This is a genomic window from Paraburkholderia sp. EB58, assembly GCF_050436665.1.
Lineage (GTDB): Bacteria > Pseudomonadota > Gammaproteobacteria > Burkholderiales > Burkholderiaceae > Paraburkholderia.
The window spans coordinates 39,678-64,594 of the sequence record NZ_JBNDMQ010000032.1 but is presented as its reverse complement, the minus strand read 5'-3'; the positions used below and the strand labels follow the sequence as shown (position 1 = coordinate 64,594).

Genomic DNA, 24,917 nt, shown 5'->3' with positions numbered 1-24,917 from the left:
GGCTGCCCTATCCTGACTGCTGGTCGTCTGACGGACCGGCAAATGTACGAGGTCTGAAGGGCGAGCAGATGGTCCTCGGAACTTGAGCCTGTTCTCCTTCGGGAGGGCAGGCTTTTTTAATGCTCTTGTGTCAAAGCGTAGCTGCGTAATCAATCACACCCGGATCTCTCATGCTAAAAGTTACCAAGGCGGTTTTTCCTGTAGCAGGTCTTGGCACCCGGTTCCTCCCGGCGACCAAGGCGAGCCCGAAGGAAATGCTGCCCGTCGTCGACAAGCCGCTGATTCAGTACGCGGTCGAAGAGGCCATGGCCGCCGGCATCACCGAAATGATCTTCGTCACGGGCCGCAGCAAGCGAGCTATCGAAGATCACTTCGACAAGTCGTACGAGATCGAAGCCGAGCTCGAAGCGCGCGGCAAGGACAAGCTGCTGGAACTGGTGCGCAGCATCAAGCCGAGCCATGTGGACTGCTTCTACGTACGCCAGGCCGAAGCACTCGGCCTCGGCCATGCGGTGATGTGTGCCGAGAAGCTGGTCGGCGACAACCCGTTCGCCGTGATCCTCGCGGACGACCTGCTGCACGGCGAGCAGCCCGTGCTGGCGCAGATGGTCGAGGTGTTCGATCACTATCACAGCTCGGTGATCGGCGTAGAAGAAATCCCGCCGTCGGAGACCAAGTCCTACGGGGTCGTCGACGGTAAGCAATGGGAAGATTCGATCATCAAGATGTCGGGCATCGTCGAAAAGCCGGCGCCGGAAGTCGCGCCGTCCAACCTCGGCGTGGTGGGCCGCTACGTGCTCAAGCCGCGAATTTTCAAACATCTGCGCGCGCTGAAGCCCGGCGCCGGCGGCGAACTGCAGTTGACCGATGCGATCCAGTCGCTGCTCGCCGACGAGCAGGTGCTAGCGTACAAGTATCACGGCACGCGTTTCGACTGCGGCAGCAAGCTCGGCTATCTGAAGGCCACAGTCGAGTTCGCACTGCGGCACCCGGAAGTTAGCGCTGGTTTCCGGGCATACCTGGAAGAGCATATGGCTGCGCTGCGGGTTGTTTAACCGATTGACTCATCGTCGCGCATTGATGCTGCGACGGTGGGAAGGCCTGCGCGTCCAAGAGGACGGCAGGCAAACATCCGGGAGCTTTGTCTAGGTTCCCGTGCCACCGGTACCGCCGGTCGCCGTACCTGAGCCGCCGCCGGCTGAAATGGGCGCTGAGGCGCCCGAGGTCACGGCCGCGCTCGAAAGCGTTGCGGCGGGTTGGCCATCGCTCGTAATAGCCCCAGCCGCCTGAAGGCTGTCGAGATCCGAGTCGGCTCCAGATTGACCCGGCGTGAACGATGTAGTCAGGAACGAGTTCGTGGACAGCGTCACGCCATACGTGGTTTGTATCAGTTGCGCCACCGCGTTTTCTGCGTTGGCGACCACCGTGCTACTCGTCAGCGCGTTCTGAAAGCTGGAATTGGTCGTGATCCCAGCAATCAAACCGTTGAGCGTCGTGCCGAGTTGGCCGGCAATGTAGCTCAGAAGCAACTGTGTGAGCGGCGTGACGTTGTACGTCCCAGCACCCGAAGCAATCGAATTGAGGACAGTCGAGCCGCTTGTAGCCGTAATCAGGCATGGGCCGGTGAACGTGAACGTAGCCGTATAGGCCCCGCTTGAATTCGCAGTCGTGCTGCCGGAGCCGCTCTTACAGCTCAACTGGATAGTGGCATTTGCCATCGCGGCGCCGACTGCCGCCGTTCCCTGGATGGTCCCCTGTGGGTTGCTGCCGCCTCCCCCACATGCGACTAGCGCGCTGCTTGCCAGCGCGATCGATCCAAACTGCAGCGTGCGCCACACGCGGGTGTCAAGTAGCTTCATCATTCTCTCCAAAAGAAAGTCACTCACAATTGGCAAGCAAGGGGCTGCGCCTGCGTTGCTTTCAAATCCTGTGAACGGTTTTCACAGACGTCTCGTGGAACCACGGTTGTTGCAGCGGAAGGACCGGCTGTCTCGTCGTGCCGCTCCGATTCCGCCGGATCGGTAGCAGGTTTTGCATAACGGTCGTACGCGTCGCGCATCCGATAGAGCTGCGTCGCGAAGTAGCCCGCGCTAAAGCGCCCCTGGTTCAGAAGATATTGGTCGGTGCTATACGGGAAGTTCAGGTTCTCCGCTGCGCCAGGCGTCAGATAGTTGGCCGAGCCAACGCGCGTGCGGAAGTCCAATGCAAACTGTTCGGAACCCTCGACCTGGGCTATACCCGGCTTCATGCCCTGACGCGGCGTGAGCGGGAAGCTGATGGCTGCGCCCGCAAAGGTGCCTCGGCCGCTATGTTCGCCAGATACGCTGACTGAAACATCGTCGAACCAACGCGTAAATGTGATGAGCGGTCCCTTGTCACCTCCGACATAGCGGGCCACGCCGCCCTCGATCCATAACTTCCACGACGGTTGTACCCATCTGTATGTGAGCATCGCATTCGTCTCGTGCGGCAGCGTGTCCTGGCCGGGCTCCTGGTGCAGATACGCGAGACGCAGACGGACGATGTCGGGACGGCCAGGGACGAATACGGTGGTTTCGTTTTCGACGCCGAGGTAGTTGTACTCGAACTTGCCCACGGCGGCCTCGTTCAGGACCTGCGGCATGATCCAGAAACTCTGCGTCAATGCCGCGCTGTACAGCCCGCCGCGCAGACGGTACTGACTGAACACTTGACCTTCGTCCATGTTCTTCGTGTTGTACAGCGGCGCCATGTAGCTCGCGTACAGCTCGGCACCCCGCCAAAGCGGAACGAATCCCGCGATGTTCGCTCCCAGCGACAGGTCGAAGTTTCCGTACTCGGTGCCGTATAGATAGTTCGTAACGGGCGAGACCTGAATACGCATGAGACCGTGATACTGCTCGTTGCCGTGCCATGCCATCGAGTCTGCGTTATAGGTCGGGTGCGTTCGCATCGTCATCGATGCGCTTGCCGCTGCGGGTGAGCCGCCGGCGAGGAATTGTGTGTACGCTTCGCGATCGACTGCAACGTCGGCGAGCGGTTGATTGTCCTTCTTTATTACCGCATGGACTCGCTCGATGCCACGCGGCGCATTGATGCTTCCCACGCCAAGCACAATGCCAAGCGCATCGGCTTCGTTCTGGTTGTACCGGTGGTTCTCGTATTCGATGATGAGATCCTGCCCGCTGACGGCGACGCGCACGCGTTCGAGACCCATGGCAAGCAGTTGCTCGGCGATCGAATCGAGCGTTGAATCGACGCCCAGGGCAAACAGTTGCGCGGCGACCGAATCGAGCGCTGAAGTGTCTTGCGACGCGTGATTGGCCGGTGCGCGCTCAGCGGGCACCGCAGGCGATGCATCATCAGCCACCTCGACGGATGCGTCGGATTGCAGAGGCGAGACAAATGAAATTGCTTGTTCGGGGACGTCATTCGCTTGCTCTGCCACTGGGTGTGGCTGCGGCAAGCTGCGCAGCGGGATAGCTTCGACTCCGTCTGCATCGGTTGGTCCCTGCTGCACCTGAGCCTCGGGACCGTCGCACAAACCGTCCGCGCAGCGCTGTGGGCTGAACCGCTTGCCGAACGGTATCTGAATTCCCACCGAGACCGACGTGCGCGGCATTACACCGTCTGTCGAACTGAGCGCGCGCGTCACCGTACCGATTATGTTGGCGTCAGCTAGCCAGCTAATGCGGGGCGACTGATAACGCACGCCAGCGTAGGGTGTCTTCGAGTCGTCTTCTGCCAGCAGCGAGAGCCCCGTATTCCAGAGCGACAGCTGAACACCGCCAAACACGCCGTCAAGCCGATCGCCTTGCCCGTAGCCGATTGTGAGGTTGAGCGGCCCGACAGGCTGTGATACCTCGCCGTACTTGGAGCGAAAAAAGTGGGTTTGGCCACCGATGTCGGTCATGCCGAACGCAATGGCTGGCTGATATTTGAAGAACTGCGGCACTTCCACTTTAACGTCGGCCATCAGGTGACGAAGAATGATGTGATCCGCGCCGGGGAATGGTGCCGGCACATTCCCCGGATAGTTCGCTAGGCCGCCACCCACCTCGACATACGGCAGGATCCCGACTGCCCCCCAGTAGATCTGGGAACTAGTCGCCTGATTCCCGTATCGCGGATCGATGTAGTTGTTGTACTGGGCTTCGGCAACGCCCTCCGGTAATGCGAATGCATACGGAATGACCAGGCCGCCTGCCTGTCCCATGGAGCTAAGCGCGGGATCGACTGCATGCGCCGACGCGGAAAATGCCAACGCAGCGCCGAGTGCCAGCGCGTGTGGGGCGAGTCGAGGTCGATTTGCGTGCAATCTGCTAAATCCTTTTTATCGATGAACCAATTGACAGGCGTGCAAGCTCCGGCGCCCACTTTACGAACGAACGGGGGCCGCCTGAGCGGTGTCGGGTTCGCTTGGCTTACGGAATAGAAGAGGGAGCTGCCGCGACGCTCATGCCGCATCCAGCGACGGCGAGCCGGGGCGAGGCAGTCCGGATGTCGAAACGTCACGCCTTGCAAATACGCAATACACAACACAAGGACCGCGCGGGCTTTGCTGAGGGGTTCTTGTAGTTCGGGACGATCCTATAGAACGAATAAGGCTTCCGCCATCGAGTGTCCGAATGCGACCTGAAGTTGGCTATTGAGGCACGATCGGGATCCGATTCCTCGCCGCGCCGCTCGGCAAGCGATTGGCGGAATCTCTCATTGTTTTGGCAAATATCAAGCAATTGGCTATGCGATATTTTTGTCCTGTGTGCCCTCGCTTGCCGATGCCGCTATGACCATGCGCGATAAGGCCGCTCATGCTTCATCGGAGGTCGCATCTTTTCGCATCTCCTACCCGGTAATGCAGGTCACGCATTGTGAATGCTGGGCCTTAACCGCGCCTGGAGTCGATGAATCCGGTTCATAAGCCACTCACTCGGACGAGCCGAGCATGGCACGGAGCCTGTATGACTATCGCCTTTTCAACAGTTTTCACTTTTTGCTTCGCTTGGGTCACGGTCTACATCTTCTTGAGATTTCTCCACGCGGTATGGACCGTGACAGAACATTTCAACAGGGTGCTTAGTCTCGAGTTCCGCTCCCGTCCTCAGGGTGGTTCACTGAGCATTGCGCTGGAAAGCGCACTGAGGGTTATGGGCTGGGGTTCAATTGCGGCACTTCCAGTTGGCACCGTTTCGTTTTTCGCTGCTTTGTTCCGATGATGGACGGTGGCACGCCTATAGGCGGTGTCTCTCACTGTTGGCGCTGGGCAAGTTGGTTGAATACATCCATCGATTCGGCGGGATAGACCGCTACCGTCTTTCGGTGAGATCCCCCACGCCGAGCACGCCGAGCTTGATCATGGTTTCGCTACTCGCTAAAGAAGTGGTCTCGACATCACTAGCATGTCAGCTCACATTAAAGCCTCGCCGCGAAAAGAACCGCTGGAGCTCCCGTTCCTCCGGTCGTACGCCCGCAAACACCTCGACATATTCGGCGATGCGCGACATGCGTACTGCCATGTCTTCGTTGGGCTGGGTCGAGAGGTATCCCAACTGCGTGAAATACATCGCCCTGGCTCGAACGTCAGCCGCGAGTGGTTTGTAGTCAAAGCGCGTGAACATGGCGGTGAGGGCGGCGACCCGTCGCTCGTCGTCGTCGGCCGCCTCGCGGGCAATCTCCGGCGACTGATGTGCCCAGCTCCTTATTGCGGCTTCGTACCGCGAGTCAAATATCGCATCGTCGAACCAGCAATCGAACACATTGAGTACGGCTTCGCATACGTTTTCTGCATACGCTTCGGCCCGCTTGATCCAGTTCCCGGTGTTCGTGGACTTCCACCGGCTCAAAAGCGCGGCCAATAACGCTTCACGATCTTCGAAGAACCAGTAGAAGCTCGTGCGGGATAAATTTAGCTTCTTTGCGAGAGGCATGATGCGGACAGATTCGATCCCTCCATCGAGGAGGCTTTCGTAGGCGACATCGAGCCACATGTCTGCCGAGCCGCGTACGGCGTCAACGGTTTGGTCCACGAGATGAAATCCTGGTGAGCGAATCCGGCTACTGCGCGCTGGATCAACGGCGCATTGTGCCGCAATGACTACCGTTGAGCGCTGATAGAGCATTGATGATTAAAGTGTACATCAATGTCCATGAACTTGACACGTGTGTACACAAATCCTAATCTTCAACCAACCCAAGCAGTTGAGACGTCCCCACTCGTGACCAGAGGCGCTTGCATGTCTACCGATCCGTTGCTGCAACCGTACACGCTCAAACATGTGACTTTCCGCAATCGCATCATGACTACGTCGCATGAGCCGGCGTACGCAGAGGACGGCATGCCGAAGCAGGCGTACCGCGCCTACCACGTCGAGAGGGCCAAAGCGGGTATCGCCCTGACGATGACCGCGGGATCGGCGGCGGTTTCGAAAGACAGCCCGCCAGTCTTCAACAACATCCTCGCCTATCAGGACGAGGTGGTTCCCTGGATGAAGGACCTAGTGGACGAATGCCACGAGCATGGCGCAAAGGTCATGATCCAGCTCACGCACCTGGGGCGCCGGACCCGATGGGACAAGGGCGACTGGTTGCCGGCAGTGTCTCCCTCGCACGCCCGTGAGCCCGCGCATCGGGCGTTCCCGAAGAAGATTGAAGACTGGGATATTGATCGCATCATTCGAGACTTCGCTGATGCTGCTGAGCGCATGAAAGCAGCGGGACTCGACGGGCTTGAGATCGAATCCTATGGTCATCTGATGGACCAGTTTTGGTCGCCCCTTACGAACACGCTGGGTGCACCGTACGGTGGGGCGCTCGATAACCGCTTGCGATTCACGTTTGACGTGTTGCGGGCGATCCGCGCGCGGGTGGGGGAAAATTTCCTTCTCGGGCTTCGCTATACCGCTGACGAAATGCTCGCCGGCGGCGTCACGAAGGAAGAAGGCATCGAGATTTCTCAGCGGTTAGCGAAAAGTGGACTGGTGGATTATCTGAATGTGATCCGGGGCCACCTTGAGACGGATGCCGGACTGACAGACATCATTCCGATCATGGGAATGAAAAGCGCACCTCACCTGGATTTCGCAGGGGAGATCAGGGAGGCAACGGGATTCCCCACTTTTCACGCAGCCCGCATCCAGGACGTTGCGACGGCAAGGTATGCCATCGAGTCGCGCAAGATCGACATGGTGGGCATGACGCGGGCGCATATGACGGATCCGCATATCGTCAGAAAGATCATCGAGCGCAGGGAAGACGATATCCGGCCGTGCGTGGGCGCGAACTACTGTCTCGATCGTATCTATCAGGGCGGCGCGGCTTACTGTATCCACAATGCTGCGACCGGGCGCGAACTGACGATGCCTCACACGATCGCGCGGGCCAGCAAGAAGCGCAAGATCGTCATTGTGGGGGCTGGGCCCGCCGGCCTCGAGGCAGCTCGCGTGGCGGGCGAGCGAGGCCATGATGTCCTCGTGCTCGAAGCCATGAACGATCCGGGCGGGCAGATTCGCCTGACCGCACAGAGCGATCGCCGCAAGGAGATGATGGGCATCGTCGATTGGCGCATGTCCCAGTGCGAGCAGTTAGGGGTCCGATTTTCGTTCAACACCTGGGCCGATGCCGAAGCCGTGAAGGCGCAGAACCCTGACGTCGTGATCGTCGCGACTGGCGGCATGCCGCACACGGAGGTCCTGACCGAAGGCAACGAGCATGTTGTTTCATCGTGGGACATCATTTCGGGCGATGTGAAGCCAGGCACGAATGTGCTGATTTTCGACGATGCTGGCGACCACGCCGCGCTGCAGGCCGCCGAAACGATCGCGCAGGCGGGTGGCAGCGTGGAGGTGATGACGCCAGATCGCGCTTTCTCGCCCGAGGTCATGAGCATGAACCTTGTGCCTTATATGCGCTCGCTGCAAAAGCTGAAGACGAAGTTCACGGTCACTTACCGGCTTGAAGCAGTGCGGCGCGAAGGCAACGACTTTGTCGCAATCATCGGAAGTGATTACGGTGGTGTTCGCAACGAGCAGCGCTACGATCAGATCGTGGTCAACCATGGGACCATTCCGATGGACGAGCTGTATTTCGACCTGAAACCACTCTCCAAAAACCTCGGCGCAGTGAATTACGATGACCTCATCGGCGGAAAAGCACAGGCCGAAGAAACGAACCCTGATGGACTCTTTCAGCTCTTCAGAATCGGAGATGCAGTTGCGGCGCGAAACACGCATGCCGCCATTTACGACGCGCTGCGGCTCGTTAAAGATCTTTGACGGGAAGCCGACCTTTCCCTAAGAGATGAAATCGGCGAGCGATCGGACGATCTCCGCCGATTTCTTTGCGGCGTACACGTAAAAAGACTCCGAAGAGTTCGATCCGGCGTTTCGGCCAGCCGGAGGAGCCGTGTCGCCACTCTGTGCTTGACGCCAAAGGCTCTCTCCCCGAGAGAGGCGCTCGGCTGTGCGAGCACGACCTGGGGGACGCGGGTAAACACCATTTTTGACGCGTTGACAGTTGGTTCCAGATGGTACTAATCTGATTTCACCTTGGATTCCCGCTTTCGCACGTTCGCAGTTCTCCATAATCGCATGACGATAAGGACACCGAATGAGCATCGCCGACAGGATCACCGACCTCCACCTCCGGGGGGCAGGATCGCAGCCAGCCTACAGAACCGATGACGCTGTTCTCGGCTATCGGGCCGGGGCGATTGATGGTTCGTTGATTCGGGCATTCGAGGCTATAGACCGGAAGACAATGAGGGCGTACCGGTTAGCGCGCCTGCGCGAGCAACTCCGCGCTCACGACTACGTCGGCATGCTTCTGGCCGATCCCCTGAACATCCGTTACGCCACAGATACCAACAACCTTGGCCTGTGGGTGATGCATTCTCCAAGCCGCTATGTGTTTGTCGCGACCGACGGACCGGTGATCCTGTTCGACTTCACCAGCAGCCGGCACAACAGCGAAGGGATCGAATCGATAGATGAAATTCGTCCGGCAACGCCGTGGATATATTTCCTTGCAGGTCCGCGGGTCGGAGAAAAAGCGGACCTGTGGGCGAAAGAAATCGCCGATCTCGTCCATACCTACGGTTCAGGAAATCGCCGCCTTGCCGTCGATCGTTGCGATCCATGGGGAGCCGAGCGACTCACCCGCAATGGCATACAACTTTTCGATGCACAGCCTTTGACCGAACAGGCACGGGTTATCAAGGGACCGGAAGAGATCGAACAGCATCGGATATCAATGAATGTCTGCGACCTGGGTATCGCAAGAATGCGCGAAGCGCTCAGTCCAGGGATAACCGAAAATCAGCTGTGGAGCGTATTTCACGCTACCAACATCTCGCACGGAGGCGAGTGGGCGGAGTCCCGGCTTCTCAGTTCTGGCCACCGCACCAACCCTTGGTTTCAGGACGCAACGAATCGCGTAATCGAAGCGGGCGACATGGTTGCATTCGATACGGATATGGTTGGACCAGGTGGATCTCTCTCCGACATATCACGCAGTTTCGTCTGTCCTGGGACAAGTGTTTCCGGGAATCAGCGTGATCTGCTCGGCTTTGCGGCGGACCAGATAGCGCATAACGTCAGTCTGCTGAAGGCTGGAATGACTTTCCGGGAATTTGCCGAGCATTGCTGGCCGGTGCCTGACCGATATGTGCACAACCGCTACATGATGATGCTGCACGGCGTGGGACTGGTGGACGAATATCCGAGCATAGCCTACGCAGTGGACTTTGACGCGTGGGGATACGACGGCGTGCTGCAGGAAAACATGATCGTATCTGTCGAGAGTTTTATCGGGGAAGAGGGTGGGAAAGAGGGCGTGAAACTCGAAGAGCAGGTTCTGATCACCTCGACGGGTGCGATCCCTCTTTCGAATTGCCCGCTTCTGAACGATCCCTATGTTTGAGTTTGGAGTGCGAAACAGCCTTGCAGATCATGTGATGGATGTCCGTGCCCCACCGTAGACCGCGGTTTTGTCTGAACAGGTTTCAATGCGATGCATGCGAGCAAACTCCCGTTATTGATCGATTCCGACGCAGTGCTAGGCAACATACCGCCTCAGCAGATGGTCGACGCGCTCGCCCGGGGACACCTCCGGACACACGTCCCCGCGGCACGGCTCCATTCGCGGATAGCTCGAGAAGCAAGGCCTGACGCAGAGATTCTGGTATGGGTGGGTTCTCGAATGGACGGCGGGTTGGGTATGAAGTTCGTGACAGTCTCGCCTGACAACAAGGATCTGGCAGGAAGCAAGACGGATACGATTCATTCAGTCATTCTCCTGTGCGATGCAGTCGACGCGAGTATCAAATGCTTTATCGTCGGCAACAGCTTCACGCGGTTCAAAACGGCTGCGGACTCGGCGCTTGCAGCGCGATTTCTTGCCCCGAGCGAGCCAAAACGATTGTTGATGATCGGAGCAGGTGCACAAGCTCCGGTTCATCTGGAAGTCATGTGCGCAGAATTTCCGTCGCTTGGACGCGTCGATGTCTGGAACCGGGATACGGGTCGTGCGACACGACTTGTCAACCGGCTAGAACTGTCCGCTAAGGTTCGGGTTTCCGAAGATCTCGAGCGAAGTGCACGCGAAGCAGACATCATCGTATGCGCAACTGGCGCAACGGAACCCGTACTCAAGGGCGAGTGGTTGACTCCCGGCACACATGTGGATCTGGTGGGGGGATTTACGCCGCAAATGCGCGAGGCCGACGACGCTGCTGTGCTCAACGCGCACGTTTACGTCGATCACCGGGCGCTTGTGATGGAGCACTGTGGCGACATCGTGCAACCCCTGGGGACAGGGGTGATCAAAGCTTCGCATATCCGCGGAGATCTGTTTGATCTTTGCGCAAAGACGGTTGAAGGACGCCAGAGCGACGATGAAATAACGCTGTTCAAGAACGGCGGAGGCGGCCATCTCGATCTGATGTTTGCAGAATGGATCTTTTCGCGTCAGGGGTCGGATGCCGGAGCAGTGGCCTAAAAGCTGAGTAAGTAAGGAACACGCCATGGAATTAAATTCAAGGACCGCAGGCTTGTTGGAAAGGACTGCGGGACGAGACGGAGACTCCCGGCCGGTCGCTGACGATGTGTTCGACAAGGTGGTGACGAAAGGGCCACTCAATGATATGTGGCGTCTGACCTTTTGGGCGAACTGCTACTGCGAACCCATTTTCGCAGCGCTCGCGCAAGAGTTTGACGTTGGGCGGGATGAGTTCAACGTACTCAGTTGCCTCGCGTCCTATGGCGGATCGATGGTTGCAAAGAATGTCTGCGACGTGACCGGACGCCCGAAGAACAGTATCAGCCGGGCGGTGAACAGTCTTGTTACACGCAAGATGATCAAAAGGAAGACCAACACTAGCGATCGTCGCGAGAGTCTGCTCATTCTCAACGACAACGGGCGACGCCTTTACGAGCGGGTGTTACCCGTCGCGGTTGATCGCCAGACGCTGATGCTAAAGGTTCTGAGCGACGAGGAAAGAGGCGTGCTGGACAGAATCCTCGACAAGTTGATGAGTGTCAGACACGAGTGGTGACGACAAGAGGTTGACGGAGAGCATCTCATGAATAGCATCGCATCCCCCTTTCTTGAGTCCGGACCAGCCATGGAGCACGCATCCAGATCAGGCGCGCCAATTCTGAGTGTGGACCGCGTCGGTAAGGTATTTGGGGCGCACAGAGTGCTTGAAGACGTCAGTTTCCAGATGCGAGCCGGTGAGGTTATCGCCATCATCGGGCCGAGTGGGTCGGGGAAGAGCACACTGCTGCGATGTATCAATCACCTGGAACCGCCCACCGAAGGTAGCGTAACGATCGACGACGTGACGATTAAAGCCGGTCATGCGCCGTCGCGTCGGGAACTTGTGACTTTGCGCCGACGGATCGGGATGGTGTTTCAGTCCTTCAACCTGTTTCCGCATTTGAGCGTTCTACGCAATGTCAGTCTCGCCCAGGAGCGAACCATGGGCCGCAGCCGCAAGGAGGCAGAGGAACGGTCTCTCGAACTGCTGGCGAGGGTTGGCTTGGCGGATAAAGCGTCGCAATTTCCAGTTCGATGTTCAGGAGGCCAGCAGCAGCGCATTGCCATTGCTCGCGCACTGGCGCTGGAACCGGAGATCATGCTCTTCGACGAACCGACATCGGCGCTCGATCCGGAACTCGGACTGGAGGTGCTGTCCGTGATGAAAGAACTGGCAACGTCGGGGATGACAATGATCGTCGTGACTCACGAGATGCACTTTGCCGAAAGCGTATCCGACAGGGTCATCATCATGGCCGATGGCCGGGTCCTGGAACAGGGTGACAGCGAAGAGGTCATGCGGCGTCCCAAGACGGAACGGGCCGCCAAGTTCCTTAGTGCAGTGAGGGACAGGTAGATGATTATCGATCTTTCAGCCCTCCTGAAGGGCGTGCCGTGGACGGTTGCGCTCACCCTGTCGAGCTTCATTCTCGGATCGATTCTCGGCTTGCCGCTTTGTGGAATGAGGCTTTCGCAAAACTTCCTTCTTCGCGGCGTGGCGACCGGGATCGTGGTGGTCTGTCGATCGATTCCGCCAATCGTCTGGCTGTTCTTTGTGTTCTTCGGAATCGGCAATGACCTGTTCTCGATGAGCCCATTCGTGGCTGCGGCCATTGGCCTCGGCGTGGTGACGGCCGCCAATATGTCCGAGATATATCGTGGAGCGCTGACTGCGATCCATCCAGGGCAGTACGAAGCCGCAAAAGTGCTCAACCTGACGCGTTTCCAGCAGTTTCGCGATGTCGTATTTCCGCAGCTGATCCGTATCGCGTTGCCCACCGGTGCGACGTATCTCATCGGGCTTTTGAAAGATTCCGCGGTTGCCTCAACGATAGGTGTCGGCGAACTGGCATTTCAGGCCTATCACGTTTCCCAGGCGACCTTCCGGGGATTGAGTGTCTATGGCTCCGCGGCGTTGCTGTATATCGCGCTGAGTCTTCCGGTCGCATGGCTGTCGCGCTGGGCTGATGTTCACCTTCGTTCACGGGTGTCACGATGAATAATCTGCTTGAACAATGGAAAGGTTGGCTACCTGACCTGCTCGACGGTTATCGACTTTCGCTGGAAGTGACGGGGATCAGCCTCGCCGTTGGTATCCCGCTGGGGTTGGCGCTCGCACTGATGGTCTCCACGCCATCGCGCCCGATTCGCACCCTCGCGTTGGTTTTCGTCGAAGTGGGCCGGGGCGCGCCGGCGCTGATCCTGCTGCAGTTTTGCTATTTCGGCCTGCCGTCCGCGGGTTTGACACTCACTTCATTCGCGTCCGCCTGCGTTGCCCTCGCATGCTGCACTGGGGCCTATACGAGCGAGATGATTCGTGCTGGATTCGACGCCGTTCCGTTTGGGCAGAAAGAGGCTGCGCTCGCAATCGGCCTCAACGCGACAGACGCATTGCGCTTCGTGACCATTCCTCAAGGTATGCGCGTCGCCCTCCCATCGCTACTCGGATTCTCGATCCTGATGCTTCAGGCCACTTCGTTGTGCTTCACGATCGCGCTCCCGGAACTGGTCAGCAGAGCGTCGAATATCGGGTCCGCGACGTTTGAGTACATGCCCGTGCTGATTCTGGCCGGTTTGCTGTTTGCCGTTATCTGTGTTCCATCGACGTTCGCGGTGTCTGCGCTGGAGCGCAGACTGGGACGGCACGCGGCACGATAGTGCGTCGATATTTTCACCCTCTAAAGCGCTTACCATCGTATCTGCCACGCGAGGATTGACCATGAAACTGCCGTTGAAACGTCTTGCCGTGTTTTGCGCCACCGCGTCTCTGGCTGGTTTTGCTACTGTTGCGCAAGCGGCAGGAAGCTGTACTCCGGCACACAAGTTTTCTACCATCCAACCGGGTACGCTTTCCGTTGCAACCTGGGACTTCCCGCCTTACTCCATTCCGGTGGGGCCGACCGAGGTCAACGGCGTTGATGGTGACATCCTCAAGCTCATTGCGGCAAAGGAGTGCCTGACGCTCTCCTTCGCGAATGTGGATGCGGCCGCGGTTATCCAGTCGGTGGTGTCCGGGAAAGCCGACATTGGGATGGGTGACTGGTATCGCACCGCTGATCGCGCCAAGGTGCTGGGACTTAGTGCTCCGATGTATCTGGATCAGATGGGCGTCATTTCGAGTCAGGGAGTCGACACGATAGCGGGTATGCAAGGAAAACGCGTTGGCGCTGTGGCAGGTTATCTGTGGACGGGGGACATGCAGAAGGTCTTGGGGAGCAACCTGACCATTTACCCCAATCCTGTGGCAATGGCGCAAGATCTGGCGGCAGGACGTATCGACGTTGGTACGGACAGCTATGCGGTTGCCGTCTATGATCAAAAGAAGGGTGGCTATAAATCGATGAAGATTGGCGTGGTCAAGCCTGATCAACGCGTTCCCGCATCGATTCAGCCAGGGCAAACTGCATTTCCGTTCACGAAATCGAATCAGGCACTCGGAGACGCTCTCTCGGCCGATATCGAGGCACTTCACAAGTCCGGCGACCTCTCGCGGATCCTGAAAGAACACGGACTTGATCCGAACGCCACAAACGTCGGAGCACCGCGGTTGGTTCAATGAAATTGAACGGACAAACGCCCATGAGCCAGGATCAAGTGCCGTTTGATGAGAATGCAGTTGGATCGTCGTTCGTTGATCCAGGCAAATTGCCGTGGCAGGTCTCGGATGCGCCGGGCTTCGATACCATCACACTCTTCGAGAATCGCTTGACTGGCGAATCGACGGTTCTTATGAAGGTTGCACCCGGTGCGTTTGCGGACGTTCACTCGCACGAGTTGCTTGAAGAGATCTACGTTCTCGAGGGGGAATTTGCTGACCAGACGCGGCGTTATGCGAAGGGCCAGTACTGCATCAGAGCGGCCGGCGCTCCGCATACCGCGACGTCGGAGTCGGGGTGCGTGATCCTCCTTGTCTATCGGTTGCCGAAGAATTATTAACCGCTTAGGTTCTCGGCCCTGCGCGCCATAAATCCAGCCACCAGTTGCACGAGCGCATCTTCCACCTCTTGCAACGGAGGCGCGTCAGCGCTTGCCGCCAGCATACGCAGCACTCCCGTCACAGCATAAGTCAGCACAAACGCCTCGGCTGAGGTGAGTTTGCGAGTGTCCCCGCCAGGGATTGCCAACCCGCCGGCCGCAGAGATTTCAAGCAACTGCGCATAAAACGGTGCGAGCCGTCCGCCTTGCGCGCTCGTCGACGAATATTCCATCAACAGTCGATGAACGCGATTTCGCCCGCCATACGAGGCGGTCACCGCACGTACGATCTCGCGAATCTGACTTCCGGCCTGGCTTCCGGCCGACGTGGGCGTCGCACGCCTCATCGAACTGACGATCTTGTCCGTCATGGCGCCGAGTTCGCGCGTCACCAACGCGTCCAGCAATGCGTGTTTGCTGCCGAAGTATTGGTAAAGCGTGCCGATACTCACGCCCGCTTTCGCCGCCACGGCATTTGTCGTGAGCGTGTCGATTTCGCCGGTCTCGAGCAGCTGCATGGCCGCTTCCAATATGAGTTCGACCTTATGAAGAGACCGCGCCTGGCGGGGATTTCTACGATTAAGTATCTGATTTTTCATATACTTTCTTGCGGTTGTCGAGTCGGCAGAGCGCGAGTTTTAAAACATGAGCGTAGCTCATATTATTCCAGCATTGAAAATAACGATGGGGTTCGTGATGAATGGAAACGTATTGATCTCCGGTGCAGGCGTCGCCGGTCTGGCCGTGGCTTACTGGCTGGATCGGGCGGGATTTACTACGACGCTAGTGGAGCGCTCCCCGGCATTTCGCCGAGGCGGGCAAGCCGTTGATATCCGGGGTGTGGCGCTCGATGTCGTCAACGCGATGGGATTGCTCGACGATGCCCGGGGGTTACGCACGCGGCTCAAGGGCATGTCGACGCTCGATGCCGACGGCAACGAGGTGGAACGTACCGAAGAACGCACATTCAGCGCGGGCCGGCTCGACAGCGAAGACATCGAAATCTTCCGCGATGATCTTTGCGAGCTTCTGATGGGCGCAATGAGCGACCGTGTCGAAATCATCTACGACAACAGCATCGCCGCAATCGAGGATCAGGGTGACGGCGTGGCCGTGACATTCGCAACGGGTCTGAACACGAAATTCGATCTGTTGATTGGCGCTGACGGAATTTACTCGAACGTTCGCAAGAAGTGCTTCGACGATGAATCCTCGTTTGTTTGTCCGTTAGGCGTGGTTCTCGCTCTTTTTTCGACGCCCAACCTGATCGATCTGACGGATTGGCAACTCGGACATCGCAATGACGGCGTGGGTTACGTGATCTACCCGAGCCACGACAAGAGCGAATTACGGATCGGAGTCGGTTTCGCGGAGCCCGAATCGGCTGTTTCCCGAAGCGATACGGAAACACAAAAGCGAATCGTGGCTGCGCAGTGCGCTCATCTGAAGGGCACATTTCCTCAGTTCATCGAAGCAATGAACACGACCGATCAGTTTTACTACAACGAGCTTGCACAAATCCGCATGCCGTCGTGGTCGAAAGGCCGGGTCGTGCTCGCCGGCGATGCAGCGCACTGCGCATCTCCTTTCTCGGGTCAAGGCACTAGCCTCGCGCTAGTAGGTGCTCTGGTGCTCGTTCGTGAACTGCGAAACTGGGATCATCCGGCGCAAGCGTTTGCCGCATACGAATATCGGATGCGGCCCTATGTGGATCTCAATCAGGCACTCGTCGACCTCACTCGTGAGGGCCCGACTCCAGACGATTTGATGACCGCGGCCAAGAACGGTATTGACCTGAGCGATTTGTTGAAAGAGGTGGAATAACCCTGGAAGTCCGCCAGGTCAGGAGCGTTCTCGGCAACGTCGCCGCTTGGCCTCGATGATGTCTTCGCATTTGCTCATGATGGTGCGCGACTAATTTTGAAAGCACTCCGAAAGCAGGAGTGAGTCATAGCAGCTATACATGAAGGTGCATGGCTACTCATACCTCCTTCTCCGATACTGATTTCAACCGTCGGGATCAAAGCGATCCAGTCGATCGGCTCGACGCAGTCCGTTGTGGGACTCGTTCAACTATCTGGAGGAATTCGACATGAGCAATCGTATCGCGATCGTAACTGGGGCAAGCCGTGGAATCGGACGGGCGACGGCAATTCGCCTTGCAAAGGACTTTGGCGGAGTGGTGCTGGTGGCCCGAAGCACGGACCTGCTGGAGCAGACGGCGGAGGCAGTGCGCTCGGCCGGTGCCGAACCACTGTCCCTGGGTGCGGACCTGCGCACACCGGCTGCCGCGAAGGAGGCAGTCGACAAGACGCTGGAGAAGTTTGGGCGTATCGATGCCGTGGTAAATATCGCCGGCGCCGTTCCTCAGGTCGATGTGCTCGACATGACGGACGAGCAGTGGGATGACGGCTTCGCGCTGAAATTGCATGGCGCGCGTCGGCTTGCGATTCACGCGTGGGAGTCGCTCAGGAAGTCGGAAGGTTCGGTGATTTTCACATCGGGTAATTCCGCCCAGGCGCCGAAGTCGCCATTCGCAGCGGTTGCAACTGTCAATGCGGCCATCGTCGCGATGGCCAAGGCCTTCGCAGATCGTGGCGTCAAGGATGGCGTACAGGTCAACAGCGTGCTTCCCGGCCCGGTGATGACGAATCGTCGCCGGACGTATATGGAGAAGTACGCGCCAGCGCACGGGATGACGGTGGAGGAAGCGCTCGAGAAGTTTCCGGCCGAGGCCGGTATCACGCGATATGGCAACCCCGAGGATATCGCGGAGTTGATGGCGTTCGTGTTGTCGCCAGCAGGCCGCTGGATTGTGGGCTCGGCGCTGCGGATGGATGGTGGCGAAATCAAGGGCGTTTGATCTTCGCAATCTGGCGCGTCAACGAGTTCTGGGAATGGAGGCAGTCATGCAATTGCGAGCAAAGGAATATTTCGACGAGCGCGCGACACAGGAGATGAAGGAGAACCTGAAGCCAAAGGAGCGGACGGTTCAGGAGAAGCTGGCATACGCCTGCCGGATCCTCGCGATGACCGGTCAGGAAGCTGGACTGGCCGGCCAGATTACGGCCCGTTCGGAAAAACCGAGGTGTTATTGGACCTTGCGTTTCGGTTTGGGCTTCGACGAAGCGACGCCAGACGATTTCATCGAGGTTGATGCCGACCTGAACACGATTACCGGCAAGGGGATGGCCAATCCCGCGACGCGTTTTCATCTGTGGGTATACGAAGCGCGCCCACAGACGAACGCGATTATTCACACGCATTCCCCATACGTATCTGCGCTGGTCGCAGCCCGTCAACCGCTGGTAATCGGGCAGATGGACATGACGCCGTTGCATAACGACTGCGCGTTTCTGGCGGATTGGCCTGGCGTGCCGATCACCGACCAGGAAGGGGTGATCATTTCGAAGGCACTCGGCGACAAACGCTGCATTCTGCTTGCGCATCATGGCCAGCTGACGACCGGGGCGTACGTTGAAGAGGCAACCTATCTTGCCGTGTACCTCGAGCGGGCGGCTCGCATGCAGGTGCGTGCGCGCGCGTTTGGTCCAATTACGCCGGTCTCGGACGAACTGGCAGCGGAGGCACATGACTATCTGTTGAAGCAATCGATCGTGAAAGGCACCTTTGATTACTGGTGTCGCCAGGCAGACCGCATGTAAGCGAGCAGAAGTGGAAATAAGGCGCGCGCGGTAGCTTGGAAGCGGCGAGCGCGCCAGGCTTATTACGCGTCGATGTCTCGCCACTCATCAGATTGCGCGGGATGGCTCGCCCATGTCCGGTTTGCCACGCTTATTGCTGGAATCGCGTAAAGTGCCGCGTACAGGAGCTTGCTGCAATCGGTTCGTCAAGGAATACCGGGCGATCCTGCCCCAGAACAGTGCGCCTTGGTAGGTGTAGGACGACGATCCGGGTGGCCCACACAACAATCGAAAAGCTGAGGTCTCCCAATGGCTCTTTATCTACTGATCCTGGTCGCCGGCATCTGGGCCGGTGCACAGAACGCGCTGGCCGGCGGCGGATCGTTCGTCACGCTGCCCACGCTGATCCTGTCCGGCATGACGCCTCTCGCAGCCAACATCACATCGACGGTCGCGCTGTTTCCCGGCCAATCGGCATCGGGCATCGCCGCGGCGAAACTGGTCACTGGCGCGGGCAAGCTGCCGTTCTGGGCCCTCTTTGTGATCAGTCTTGGGGGCGGTGCGCTGGGTGGACTGCTGTTGTTGAGCACACCCTCGAAGGTGTTCGAGCATCTGGTGCCCTGGCTCGTGCTGTTCGCGACCGTGATGTTTGCGTGGGGCAGTTTCTACAGAAAGAGCAGTGAAGCGAGTGTCCATCTCGGGCCTCTACGAACATCAGTCGCACAGTTTCTGATTGCAATCTACGGCGGCTATTTTGGCGGCGGCATCGGATTTTTGATGATGGCGGCGCTTTCGATGGCAGGCGTTCCTACGCGCAATGCGGCAGCGATCAAGAATGCGCTCGCAGGCGTGATGAATGCGTCCGCCGTGGTGATCTTCGTGATGTCGCCGCAATTGCATTGGATCGCCGCAATCACGATGGGCTGTGGCGCCACGTTGGGTGGTGTGGCGGGTTCATGGGCTCTGCAACGTATTAACGAGCGGGCGTTGCGGGTCGTCGTGGTTTGTATTGGCGTAGCCCTCACGATTGGGCTGTTCGTGCGCCCAGTGTGACTCGAAGCGGTACACTGCGCGACACAACACGCCGCGCGCAACGCCATGGAGACCGGATGAAAGCCAACGTCGATCATCAATTGCGGCTGTTCGTCGAGATTGCGAACTACAAGTCGCTGTCCGCCGCGGCGGAGGCGCTATCGCTCACGCAATCGGGCCTTAGTCGACAGCTTTCCAGTCTGGAGAGCCACATCGGCCAGCCGCTCTTCGTACGGCACGGGCGTGGCGTGGAGCCGACCGAAGCCGGACGGAAATTGCTGGAGGCAGCCAGCTCCGCCTACCAGCTGATCGACAACACGTTGGTGCAGCTGCGCGATCAGCACGGCGTCACCGCGGGTAGCATCAACGTCGCCACTATTCATACGCTGAGCTACTACTTCATGGCCGAAGTCGTGGCCCGATTCATGGCCCAACGGCCGAACGCGAACGTCGCGCTGCTCGGACGCAGTTCGCCGGGCGTTGTCGAGCTGGTCGAGGCTGGTCGCGCGGAAATCGGCTTCGTTTACGACTCGGCAGTGGCGTCCGATGAACTGGAAATCACTCCGCTGTTTGAGGAGGGGATGTGTTTAGTTGTCCACGAGAACTCACGGTTTGCGGCGCTCGATGCTGTTTCGCTAAACGAAGAGACGCCGCCGTTGGTGGTATTTCCTGCGAGCTATGCGCTGCGCCGTATGCTGCACAGCCGGGCCTTCAATGCCACTGTCGCGGCCGAGGTTGAAACCGTGGACGCCATGCTCAAGCTGGTTTCGGTAACCAACGGGCAGTGTGTCCTGCCCAGCCTGATTCCTGAAAAGCTACTGCATGAATACCAGCTCAAACGCATTCCGATAGAGCAGCCGGTGATGCGGCGGCGCATCGTCGCCATTACCCGCCGCGGCAGGCCACCTTCGGCGATGACCTCGCTGATTCTCGAGATTGCTCGCGCAAGTGCACCGAAGGCATAGGGCCTTGTAACGCTGCGCGCATTGCTTTCGCTATCGGGACCAGGTTACCGTTGCATCGGTCCAGCGGGCGCTCGCGTTACGAGCTACGCTGCCCGCGGTTTTGCCGCGGATGATCTGAATCGGCGTGCCGCTGTGGACCCGTACCGCGGCGGCAACGTCTTCCCTGACACAGCGCCAGAAGCCGGATTGCCGGTCGCCTAGAATAATGAGGTCAGCACCCGATTCCTTGGCGACACCGGCAATTGCGCAACCGATCGTCAAACCCGACATCGGCAACGTAACCATGCGAGTTTCGGCAGGATGCGCATGCTCATTGAGCACACTCTTCATGCGCATGACCCTTTTGCGTCCATGTTCCTCCATGGCCTCGACGATCAGACCGAAGTCGGAGTCGTACGGTCCAAGGAAGCAGGGCGTGGGATCAACCACGTGCAGGGCAACAATGCGAGCGTCGTTCTTTCGGGCGATTTCAACGGCTGACGCCAATACGGTGTCGGTCGAGTTCGCGCTGACGGCAACGAGAATCTTCGTAATCATTTTGAACACCTTCCAATAGTGGAGCCGTGAGACACGACAGCTGGCTTCCGCTGTTCGTGATCCATGACCGTATCGTCGCGCGGCAGAGTTAGAGAAAAATTAGTGCGGCGTGCTCTTCAAGAGACAGGCGTCGCCGCGCCTTAGTACGGGTAACCGTAGACGACCGGGGGCGGCGCGTAGACGACGGGCGGTGCGGCATAGACCGGGGTAGTCGTATAAACCGTCGGTAGCTGCGAAATGGTGTTGCCCTTGGAGGTCATACATTGCGCGTAGGCGGCGTCGTAGCGCGCCTGCAGGCCGGCGGACGAGTCCTGTGCCCGGTTTGCGCCAACTGCACTGCCGAACAGCAGGCCCGTGCCGGCGCCAATCGCAGCGCCAATCCCGGCGTTACCTGCCGCGGCGCCGAGTAGCGCGCCTGCGGCGGCGCCGCCTAGCGTGCCGATCGCGGAGCTGCCGACGCCGGATTGCAGCGCGTTTTGCGAGGCCTGGCCGCCATTATCCGAGCGGAACGCATAATCACGGCATGCGTAATCGTCCTGCTGGAACTGGGCGAGCGGCATGCCCTTCGGCGGCAGCGCCACCACGTTCGGGCCGGTGGGTGGCATGACAGCGCAGCCAGTCAACGCGAGCGCGACTACCGCCATGGGTACGGTGACGCGTGTGATTCTTGAGAGGTTCATGATGTTCTCGGTTCATGGTTCGTGTTTCGATGGAAGCCATCGTAACGACGCTGAATGAGCCCAGAATTAGTTTTGATTCTGTTGGACGCGGCAAAGAAGATGCCGTGACGTACCGGGAGAACATCGTTTCGCCGCCTGCTTGTGCGGGCCGGACATGCAATCAGTGGCTTGTTAAGCGTCAGCGCGGCATTCCGAATGCTGCGTTAAGCGCGCGCTCAATAAGCATCAACCGCCGTCGCGAACCCGCCCGCGTCTTCCGACTTCGCTTCCGGCTCGCCGAGATACGGGTGGTCGGGGCGAATCCAGTGCGCCGCAATAGGTCCGAGCACGAGAAAGAACATCGAAAGCGCAAACACGGGCTGCCATGAATGCGTCGTATCGACCAGCCAACCGACGAGCGGCGGCGAAACCGATGCGGCAACGCCAAGCCCCGTATTCATGATGCTGCTTGACGTCGCCGCGTGATTGGGCGCGAGGTCCATTGCGACCGCCCACAGCGGCGCGGTCACCAGTTCGGATAAAAACAGCGCAGCAGCCAGCGAGAACGCGGCGAGCGTCGGCGACGTATGCATGAACATCGGCACGAAGAACACGATTGGGCCGAGAAAGCCGATCGTAATCAGCGTTTGACGCGAGCGACGGATATTGCCGGTCTTCTTCAACATCAGATCGCTGAGCGAGCCGCCAAGCGTCGTGCCGACAACGCCGCTTAAGAAAATCCCGGAACTGAAGATGGCCGAATGCCGGATATTCAGGTGATAGGCCTGCGCGAAGAACGACGGCATCCAGTTCAGAAAGAACCACAAAATCCAGCCATGGCAGAAACTCACGACAGTAGCCGGCCAGAGCGCGCGTATAAGCGGCCGCCAGCGCATCGGTACGCGCGCCTTGCCGATCTTTACGGGCGGGCGAGCAATGTCTTCAGGGGTAATGCCCGGATGATCGGCGGGGTTGTCGCGGTAATACCAGACCCACAGGATGACCCACGCGAGACTCGCCGCACCGAGCACAATAAACGCGATGTGCCACGAAAACGCGGTGATCAGACCGGCGACGAGAATCGGCGTCGACGCATTGCCAAGCCGGGCGCACGCGTGCGTGATGCCTTGTGAGAAGCCGCGTCGCTCGGGTTCCATCCATGCGGTCAGAGCGCGCGCCGATGCCGGCACGATTGGACTTTCACCCAGCCCGACGACGAAGCGCGCCAGCAGGAGCGTCCCAAGACCGCCTGCGAGGCCGGTCATGAGCGTTCCGAGACCCCACAGCGCGCCGCATACGGCGAGCATCTTGCGGGCGCCGAGACGATCGCCGATAAAGCCGCCCGGAATCATCGCGAGCGCGTACGTCATCGCGAAGGCGGAAAACACGATGCCAAGCTGCGAGTTGCTCAGATGCAGATCGCGACGGATCGCTAGCGCCGCAGTGGAAATGTTCGTACGGTCCACGTACATCAGGAACGATATGATGCACAGGACAATCAGTACGCCTGTCGTCGCGGAAAAACGGCTCCGCCGGCGAATCGGCTCCATCGTGTCTCCTCCTTGCGACCACGTAACAGCATGTGCCGTTACGTTTTGTGTCGCGGCGGCGCGGGCGTCTTGGAGACCGCTCCGGCGTCGCCGTACGTCGAACAGCTCGCTATGAATGGGTACGGTGCGAGCTGAAGCGTCTTACTCGAGCACTTCGCCGTGTACGCCGGCGGCGAGCGTCTTCTTTTCCCAGCGCTGCATCGGTACGACTTCGGCAACCGGCCCATTCGGCGAACGGAATTTGACCGGCAGATGACCGGGCGCCGTCAGGATTTCGCCGCCGTTCGCCTTGATCTGCGCGATGAACGCGTCGAGGTCTTCCACTTCCATGCCGATGTGATGAATACACGGCGCCGGGCCGGCGAAATCGGCTTCGTCGGAGTCCGACGACTCATAGTGAATCAGCGTCAGGTCCATATAACCGTCGGTCAGGTGATGCGAAATGTGATCGCCATTCTTGCCCTTGCGACGCACCGTGTTCACGTGTTTGTAGCCGAACACGTTCTCGTAGAACGCGCGTTCCTTTTCGACGTCTTCAACCTTGAATGCAATGTGCTTGATGAAATTCGGCATGCGTTCTCTCCTCTGATGTAAGCGCGCCAGGTTGCGCAATGGAGATCAGTCTAGGACGACGTGCAGTTGTCGTCAATCGAATCATTCGAATGATTCGATTGAATGGATAGGTTAGGGTTGGCACTGACCGTATCGATCTGCGCCACGCAAATTTGTCATGTCGCCTGGCAGTAACGTAGGCGCGTGTCGATCCTGTATCCTTCCGGAATTCAATCCGACACTGACCAGAATGCCAGGACTTCGTATGCCCGGAGAGCAACCGCTCTATGAAATCGTCCGCGCCGGAATTCTCGAGCGCCTTCGTACCGGCCATTGGACTGCAGGCGACAAGATCCCCACCGAGCCGCAACTGGCCGAAGAATTCGGCGTCGGCATCGGCACGATTCGCCGCGCTGTCGAAGAACTGGTGGCCGAGCGCCTACTGATCCGCCGTGCAGGGCGGGGCACGATCGTCGCGAAGTTCGCGGACGAGCATGCGTTCGACCAATACTTCAGCTTTGTGGATACCAACGGTGAGTTGTTGAAGGTCACCGCGCGCCTGCTGCGCTTCGGCAAGGAGCGCGCAAGTCCGGCGCTGGCGTCGATGCTCAAGCTCGAGCGGGGCGCGCGGCTTGCCACCGCCGACAATCTTCGGCTGCATGACGACGTTCCTGTCATGCTCGATCGTTTGTGGTTTCCGCTCGACGTGTTCCCGAATCTCGATGCCGAGATGTTTAGCGCACGGCGTGGTTCCATCTACGGCTTTTACCAGGAGCACTACGGCATTTCGGTCGTGCGCGTGGTGGAAGATCTGGGTGGCGCGATCGCCGACGAAGAGGTGGCGCGCGCGCTCGATATCGAAGTCGGCGCGCCGGTCTTGCGCATCGAGCGCACCGCCTACACGTTCAAGGACCAGCCGGTCGAATTACGCGTGCGCTTCGTCGATTCAACCCGCTGTTCGTACCGGAACGTGCTCGGCTTGCAGGATTGATC

General features: G+C 58.8%; 25 protein-coding genes. 17 read left to right on the top strand and 8 right to left on the bottom strand.

Annotation, left to right across the window (positions count from 1 at the left end; all coding sequences use genetic code 11):
- The first annotated feature begins 170 nt into the window (after positions 1–170).
- Entirely contained in the window at positions 171–1,055 is an 885-nt protein-coding gene (galU, locus tag P3T40_RS33920; RefSeq protein WP_429272082.1) for a UTP--glucose-1-phosphate uridylyltransferase GalU, read from the top strand.
- 90 nt (positions 1,056–1,145) lie between these two features.
- Here the strand turns inward: galU and P3T40_RS33915 are convergent, their stop codons facing one another.
- Both P3T40_RS33915 and P3T40_RS33910 read right to left on the bottom strand, forming a co-directional pair.
- On the bottom strand, positions 1,146–1,859 hold the full coding sequence (locus P3T40_RS33915) for a carboxypeptidase regulatory-like domain-containing protein (protein WP_429272081.1): 714 nt from the start codon (positions 1,857–1,859) through the stop codon (positions 1,146–1,148).
- Between the two features lie 23 nt (positions 1,860–1,882).
- Positions 1,883–4,195 carry a YjbH domain-containing protein gene (locus P3T40_RS33910; RefSeq protein WP_429272120.1) on the bottom strand — a complete coding sequence of 771 codons (2,313 nt, stop codon included), beginning with the start codon at positions 4,193–4,195 and terminating at the stop codon, positions 1,883–1,885.
- A gap of 745 nt (positions 4,196–4,940) precedes the next feature.
- Between P3T40_RS33910 and P3T40_RS33905 the strand changes: the two genes are divergently transcribed.
- Positions 4,941–5,195, top strand: a complete 255-nt coding sequence (locus P3T40_RS33905) for a hypothetical protein (protein WP_429272080.1) — start codon at positions 4,941–4,943, stop codon at positions 5,193–5,195.
- Between the two features lie 186 nt (positions 5,196–5,381).
- Here P3T40_RS33905 and P3T40_RS33900 read toward each other — a convergent pair whose 3' ends face one another.
- Positions 5,382–5,966 carry a TetR/AcrR family transcriptional regulator gene (locus P3T40_RS33900; protein WP_429272079.1) on the bottom strand — a complete coding sequence of 195 codons (585 nt, stop codon included), beginning with the start codon at positions 5,964–5,966 and terminating at the stop codon, positions 5,382–5,384.
- Positions 5,967–6,212: 246 nt separating this feature from the next.
- Between P3T40_RS33900 and P3T40_RS33895 the strand changes: the two genes are divergently transcribed.
- The 9 genes from P3T40_RS33895 to P3T40_RS33855 all read left to right on the top strand — a co-directional run bounded on the left by P3T40_RS33895 (position 6,213) and on the right by P3T40_RS33855 (position 14,946).
- The gene (locus tag P3T40_RS33895) at positions 6,213–8,249 is read left to right on the top strand and encodes an FAD-dependent oxidoreductase (RefSeq protein WP_429272078.1); all 2,037 of its coding nucleotides are present in this window, start codon (positions 6,213–6,215) and stop codon (positions 8,247–8,249) included.
- Between the two features lie 334 nt (positions 8,250–8,583).
- Positions 8,584–9,894, top strand: a complete 1,311-nt coding sequence (locus P3T40_RS33890) for a M24 family metallopeptidase (protein ID WP_429272077.1) — start codon at positions 8,584–8,586, stop codon at positions 9,892–9,894.
- Positions 9,895–10,191: 297 nt separating this feature from the next.
- Entirely contained in the window at positions 10,192–10,971 is a 780-nt protein-coding gene (locus P3T40_RS33885) for an ornithine cyclodeaminase family protein (protein WP_429272076.1), read from the top strand.
- Between the two features lie 25 nt (positions 10,972–10,996).
- Positions 10,997–11,527 carry a MarR family winged helix-turn-helix transcriptional regulator gene (locus P3T40_RS33880; RefSeq protein ID WP_429272075.1) on the top strand — a complete coding sequence of 177 codons (531 nt, stop codon included), beginning with the start codon at positions 10,997–10,999 and terminating at the stop codon, positions 11,525–11,527.
- 27 nt (positions 11,528–11,554) lie between these two features.
- Complete coding sequence (locus tag P3T40_RS33875) at positions 11,555–12,367, top strand: amino acid ABC transporter ATP-binding protein (RefSeq protein ID WP_429272074.1); 813 nt, start codon at positions 11,555–11,557, stop codon at positions 12,365–12,367.
- Positions 12,368–13,009 carry an amino acid ABC transporter permease gene (locus P3T40_RS33870; protein ID WP_429272073.1) on the top strand — a complete coding sequence of 214 codons (642 nt, stop codon included), beginning with the start codon at positions 12,368–12,370 and terminating at the stop codon, positions 13,007–13,009.
- Positions 13,006–13,668 carry an amino acid ABC transporter permease gene (locus P3T40_RS33865; RefSeq protein WP_429272072.1) on the top strand — a complete coding sequence of 221 codons (663 nt, stop codon included), beginning with the start codon at positions 13,006–13,008 and terminating at the stop codon, positions 13,666–13,668. Before P3T40_RS33870 ends, P3T40_RS33865 begins: the two co-directional genes overlap by 4 nt.
- A 61-nt stretch (positions 13,669–13,729) precedes the next feature.
- A complete protein-coding gene (locus P3T40_RS33860; protein ID WP_429272071.1) occupies positions 13,730–14,569 on the top strand; it encodes a substrate-binding periplasmic protein in 840 nt (279 codons plus the stop codon).
- 20 nt (positions 14,570–14,589) lie between these two features.
- Positions 14,590–14,946: a cupin domain-containing protein gene (locus tag P3T40_RS33855; RefSeq protein ID WP_429272070.1), complete on the top strand. Its 357-nt coding sequence runs from the start codon at positions 14,590–14,592 to the stop codon at positions 14,944–14,946.
- On the opposite strand, the gene P3T40_RS33850 is transcribed toward P3T40_RS33855, so the two are convergent.
- Positions 14,943–15,584, bottom strand: a complete 642-nt coding sequence (locus P3T40_RS33850; RefSeq protein ID WP_429272069.1) for a TetR/AcrR family transcriptional regulator — start codon at positions 15,582–15,584, stop codon at positions 14,943–14,945. The genes P3T40_RS33855 and P3T40_RS33850 overlap by 4 nt on opposite strands.
- A 97-nt stretch (positions 15,585–15,681) precedes the next feature.
- Between P3T40_RS33850 and P3T40_RS33845 the strand changes: the two genes are divergently transcribed.
- The 5 genes from P3T40_RS33845 (at position 15,682) to P3T40_RS33825 (ending at position 20,626) form a co-directional block, all read left to right on the top strand.
- Positions 15,682–16,809, top strand: a complete 1,128-nt coding sequence (locus P3T40_RS33845; RefSeq protein WP_429272068.1) for an FAD-dependent monooxygenase — start codon at positions 15,682–15,684, stop codon at positions 16,807–16,809.
- Positions 16,810–17,077: 268 nt separating this feature from the next.
- Positions 17,078–17,848 carry an SDR family oxidoreductase gene (locus P3T40_RS33840; protein ID WP_429272067.1) on the top strand — a complete coding sequence of 257 codons (771 nt, stop codon included), beginning with the start codon at positions 17,078–17,080 and terminating at the stop codon, positions 17,846–17,848.
- A 46-nt stretch (positions 17,849–17,894) separates the two neighbouring features.
- Positions 17,895–18,650: an aldolase gene (locus P3T40_RS33835; RefSeq protein WP_429272066.1), complete on the top strand. Its 756-nt coding sequence runs from the start codon at positions 17,895–17,897 to the stop codon at positions 18,648–18,650.
- 288 nt (positions 18,651–18,938) lie between these two features.
- Positions 18,939–19,682, top strand: coding sequence for a sulfite exporter TauE/SafE family protein (locus tag P3T40_RS33830; RefSeq protein WP_429272065.1), 744 nt, complete (start codon positions 18,939–18,941; stop codon positions 19,680–19,682).
- Between the two features lie 56 nt (positions 19,683–19,738).
- Positions 19,739–20,626 (top strand): LysR family transcriptional regulator, encoded by an 888-nt coding sequence (locus tag P3T40_RS33825; protein ID WP_429272064.1) that lies wholly within the window; start codon positions 19,739–19,741, stop codon positions 20,624–20,626.
- Positions 20,627–20,656: 30 nt separating this feature from the next.
- Here the strand turns inward: P3T40_RS33825 and P3T40_RS33820 are convergent, their stop codons facing one another.
- From P3T40_RS33820 to P3T40_RS33805, 4 genes are all read right to left on the bottom strand, one after another.
- A complete protein-coding gene (locus P3T40_RS33820; RefSeq protein WP_429272063.1) occupies positions 20,657–21,163 on the bottom strand; it encodes a universal stress protein in 507 nt (168 codons plus the stop codon).
- 140 nt (positions 21,164–21,303) lie between these two features.
- Entirely contained in the window at positions 21,304–21,843 is a 540-nt protein-coding gene (locus P3T40_RS33815; protein WP_429272062.1) for a glycine zipper family protein, read from the bottom strand.
- A gap of 215 nt (positions 21,844–22,058) precedes the next feature.
- The gene (locus P3T40_RS33810) at positions 22,059–23,372 is read right to left on the bottom strand and encodes an MFS transporter (protein WP_429272061.1); all 1,314 of its coding nucleotides are present in this window, start codon (positions 23,370–23,372) and stop codon (positions 22,059–22,061) included.
- Positions 23,373–23,513: 141 nt separating this feature from the next.
- Positions 23,514–23,945, bottom strand: a complete 432-nt coding sequence (locus P3T40_RS33805; protein ID WP_429272060.1) for a VOC family protein — start codon at positions 23,943–23,945, stop codon at positions 23,514–23,516.
- A gap of 244 nt (positions 23,946–24,189) precedes the next feature.
- On the opposite strand from P3T40_RS33805, the gene P3T40_RS33800 reads away from it, so the two are divergent.
- Positions 24,190–24,915, top strand: coding sequence for a GntR family transcriptional regulator (locus tag P3T40_RS33800; RefSeq protein ID WP_429272059.1), 726 nt, complete (start codon positions 24,190–24,192; stop codon positions 24,913–24,915).
- Positions 24,916–24,917: the final 2 nt, after the last annotated feature.

Bases quoted from the DNA above. Each gene is read 5' to 3' on its own strand.
- P3T40_RS33850 (WP_429272069.1), bottom strand. From the start codon at position 15,584: ATGAAAAATCAGATACTTAATCGTAGAAATCCCCGCCAGGCGCGGTCT.
- P3T40_RS33895 (WP_429272078.1), top strand. From the start codon at position 6,213: ATGTCTACCGATCCGTTGCTGCAACCGTACACGCTCAAACATGTGACT.
- P3T40_RS33825 (WP_429272064.1), top strand. From the start codon at position 19,739: ATGAAAGCCAACGTCGATCATCAATTGCGGCTGTTCGTCGAGATTGCG.
- P3T40_RS33890 (WP_429272077.1), top strand. From the start codon at position 8,584: ATGAGCATCGCCGACAGGATCACCGACCTCCACCTCCGGGGGGCAGGA.
- P3T40_RS33875 (WP_429272074.1), top strand. From the start codon at position 11,555: ATGAATAGCATCGCATCCCCCTTTCTTGAGTCCGGACCAGCCATGGAG.
- P3T40_RS33880 (WP_429272075.1), top strand. From the start codon at position 10,997: ATGGAATTAAATTCAAGGACCGCAGGCTTGTTGGAAAGGACTGCGGGA.
- P3T40_RS33885 (WP_429272076.1), top strand. From the start codon at position 10,192: ATGAAGTTCGTGACAGTCTCGCCTGACAACAAGGATCTGGCAGGAAGC.
- P3T40_RS33910 (WP_429272120.1), bottom strand. From the start codon at position 4,195: ATGGGACAGGCAGGCGGCCTGGTCATTCCGTATGCATTCGCATTACCG.
- P3T40_RS33840 (WP_429272067.1), top strand. From the start codon at position 17,078: ATGAGCAATCGTATCGCGATCGTAACTGGGGCAAGCCGTGGAATCGGA.
- P3T40_RS33855 (WP_429272070.1), top strand. From the start codon at position 14,590: ATGAGCCAGGATCAAGTGCCGTTTGATGAGAATGCAGTTGGATCGTCG.
- P3T40_RS33870 (WP_429272073.1), top strand. From the start codon at position 12,368: ATGATTATCGATCTTTCAGCCCTCCTGAAGGGCGTGCCGTGGACGGTT.
- P3T40_RS33815 (WP_429272062.1), bottom strand. From the start codon at position 21,843: ATGAACCTCTCAAGAATCACACGCGTCACCGTACCCATGGCGGTAGTC.
- P3T40_RS33900 (WP_429272079.1), bottom strand. From the start codon at position 5,966: ATGTGGCTCGATGTCGCCTACGAAAGCCTCCTCGATGGAGGGATCGAA.
- P3T40_RS33830 (WP_429272065.1), top strand. From the start codon at position 18,939: ATGGCTCTTTATCTACTGATCCTGGTCGCCGGCATCTGGGCCGGTGCA.
- P3T40_RS33820 (WP_429272063.1), bottom strand. From the start codon at position 21,163: ATGATTACGAAGATTCTCGTTGCCGTCAGCGCGAACTCGACCGACACC.
- P3T40_RS33915 (WP_429272081.1), bottom strand. From the start codon at position 1,859: ATGAAGCTACTTGACACCCGCGTGTGGCGCACGCTGCAGTTTGGATCG.
- P3T40_RS33845 (WP_429272068.1), top strand. From the start codon at position 15,682: ATGAATGGAAACGTATTGATCTCCGGTGCAGGCGTCGCCGGTCTGGCC.
- P3T40_RS33800 (WP_429272059.1), top strand. From the start codon at position 24,190: ATGCCCGGAGAGCAACCGCTCTATGAAATCGTCCGCGCCGGAATTCTC.
- P3T40_RS33835 (WP_429272066.1), top strand. From the start codon at position 17,895: ATGCAATTGCGAGCAAAGGAATATTTCGACGAGCGCGCGACACAGGAG.
- P3T40_RS33905 (WP_429272080.1), top strand. From the start codon at position 4,941: ATGACTATCGCCTTTTCAACAGTTTTCACTTTTTGCTTCGCTTGGGTC.
- P3T40_RS33865 (WP_429272072.1), top strand. From the start codon at position 13,006: ATGAATAATCTGCTTGAACAATGGAAAGGTTGGCTACCTGACCTGCTC.
- P3T40_RS33810 (WP_429272061.1), bottom strand. From the start codon at position 23,372: ATGGAGCCGATTCGCCGGCGGAGCCGTTTTTCCGCGACGACAGGCGTA.
- galU (WP_429272082.1), top strand. From the start codon at position 171: ATGCTAAAAGTTACCAAGGCGGTTTTTCCTGTAGCAGGTCTTGGCACC.
- P3T40_RS33860 (WP_429272071.1), top strand. From the start codon at position 13,730: ATGAAACTGCCGTTGAAACGTCTTGCCGTGTTTTGCGCCACCGCGTCT.
- P3T40_RS33805 (WP_429272060.1), bottom strand. From the start codon at position 23,945: ATGCCGAATTTCATCAAGCACATTGCATTCAAGGTTGAAGACGTCGAA.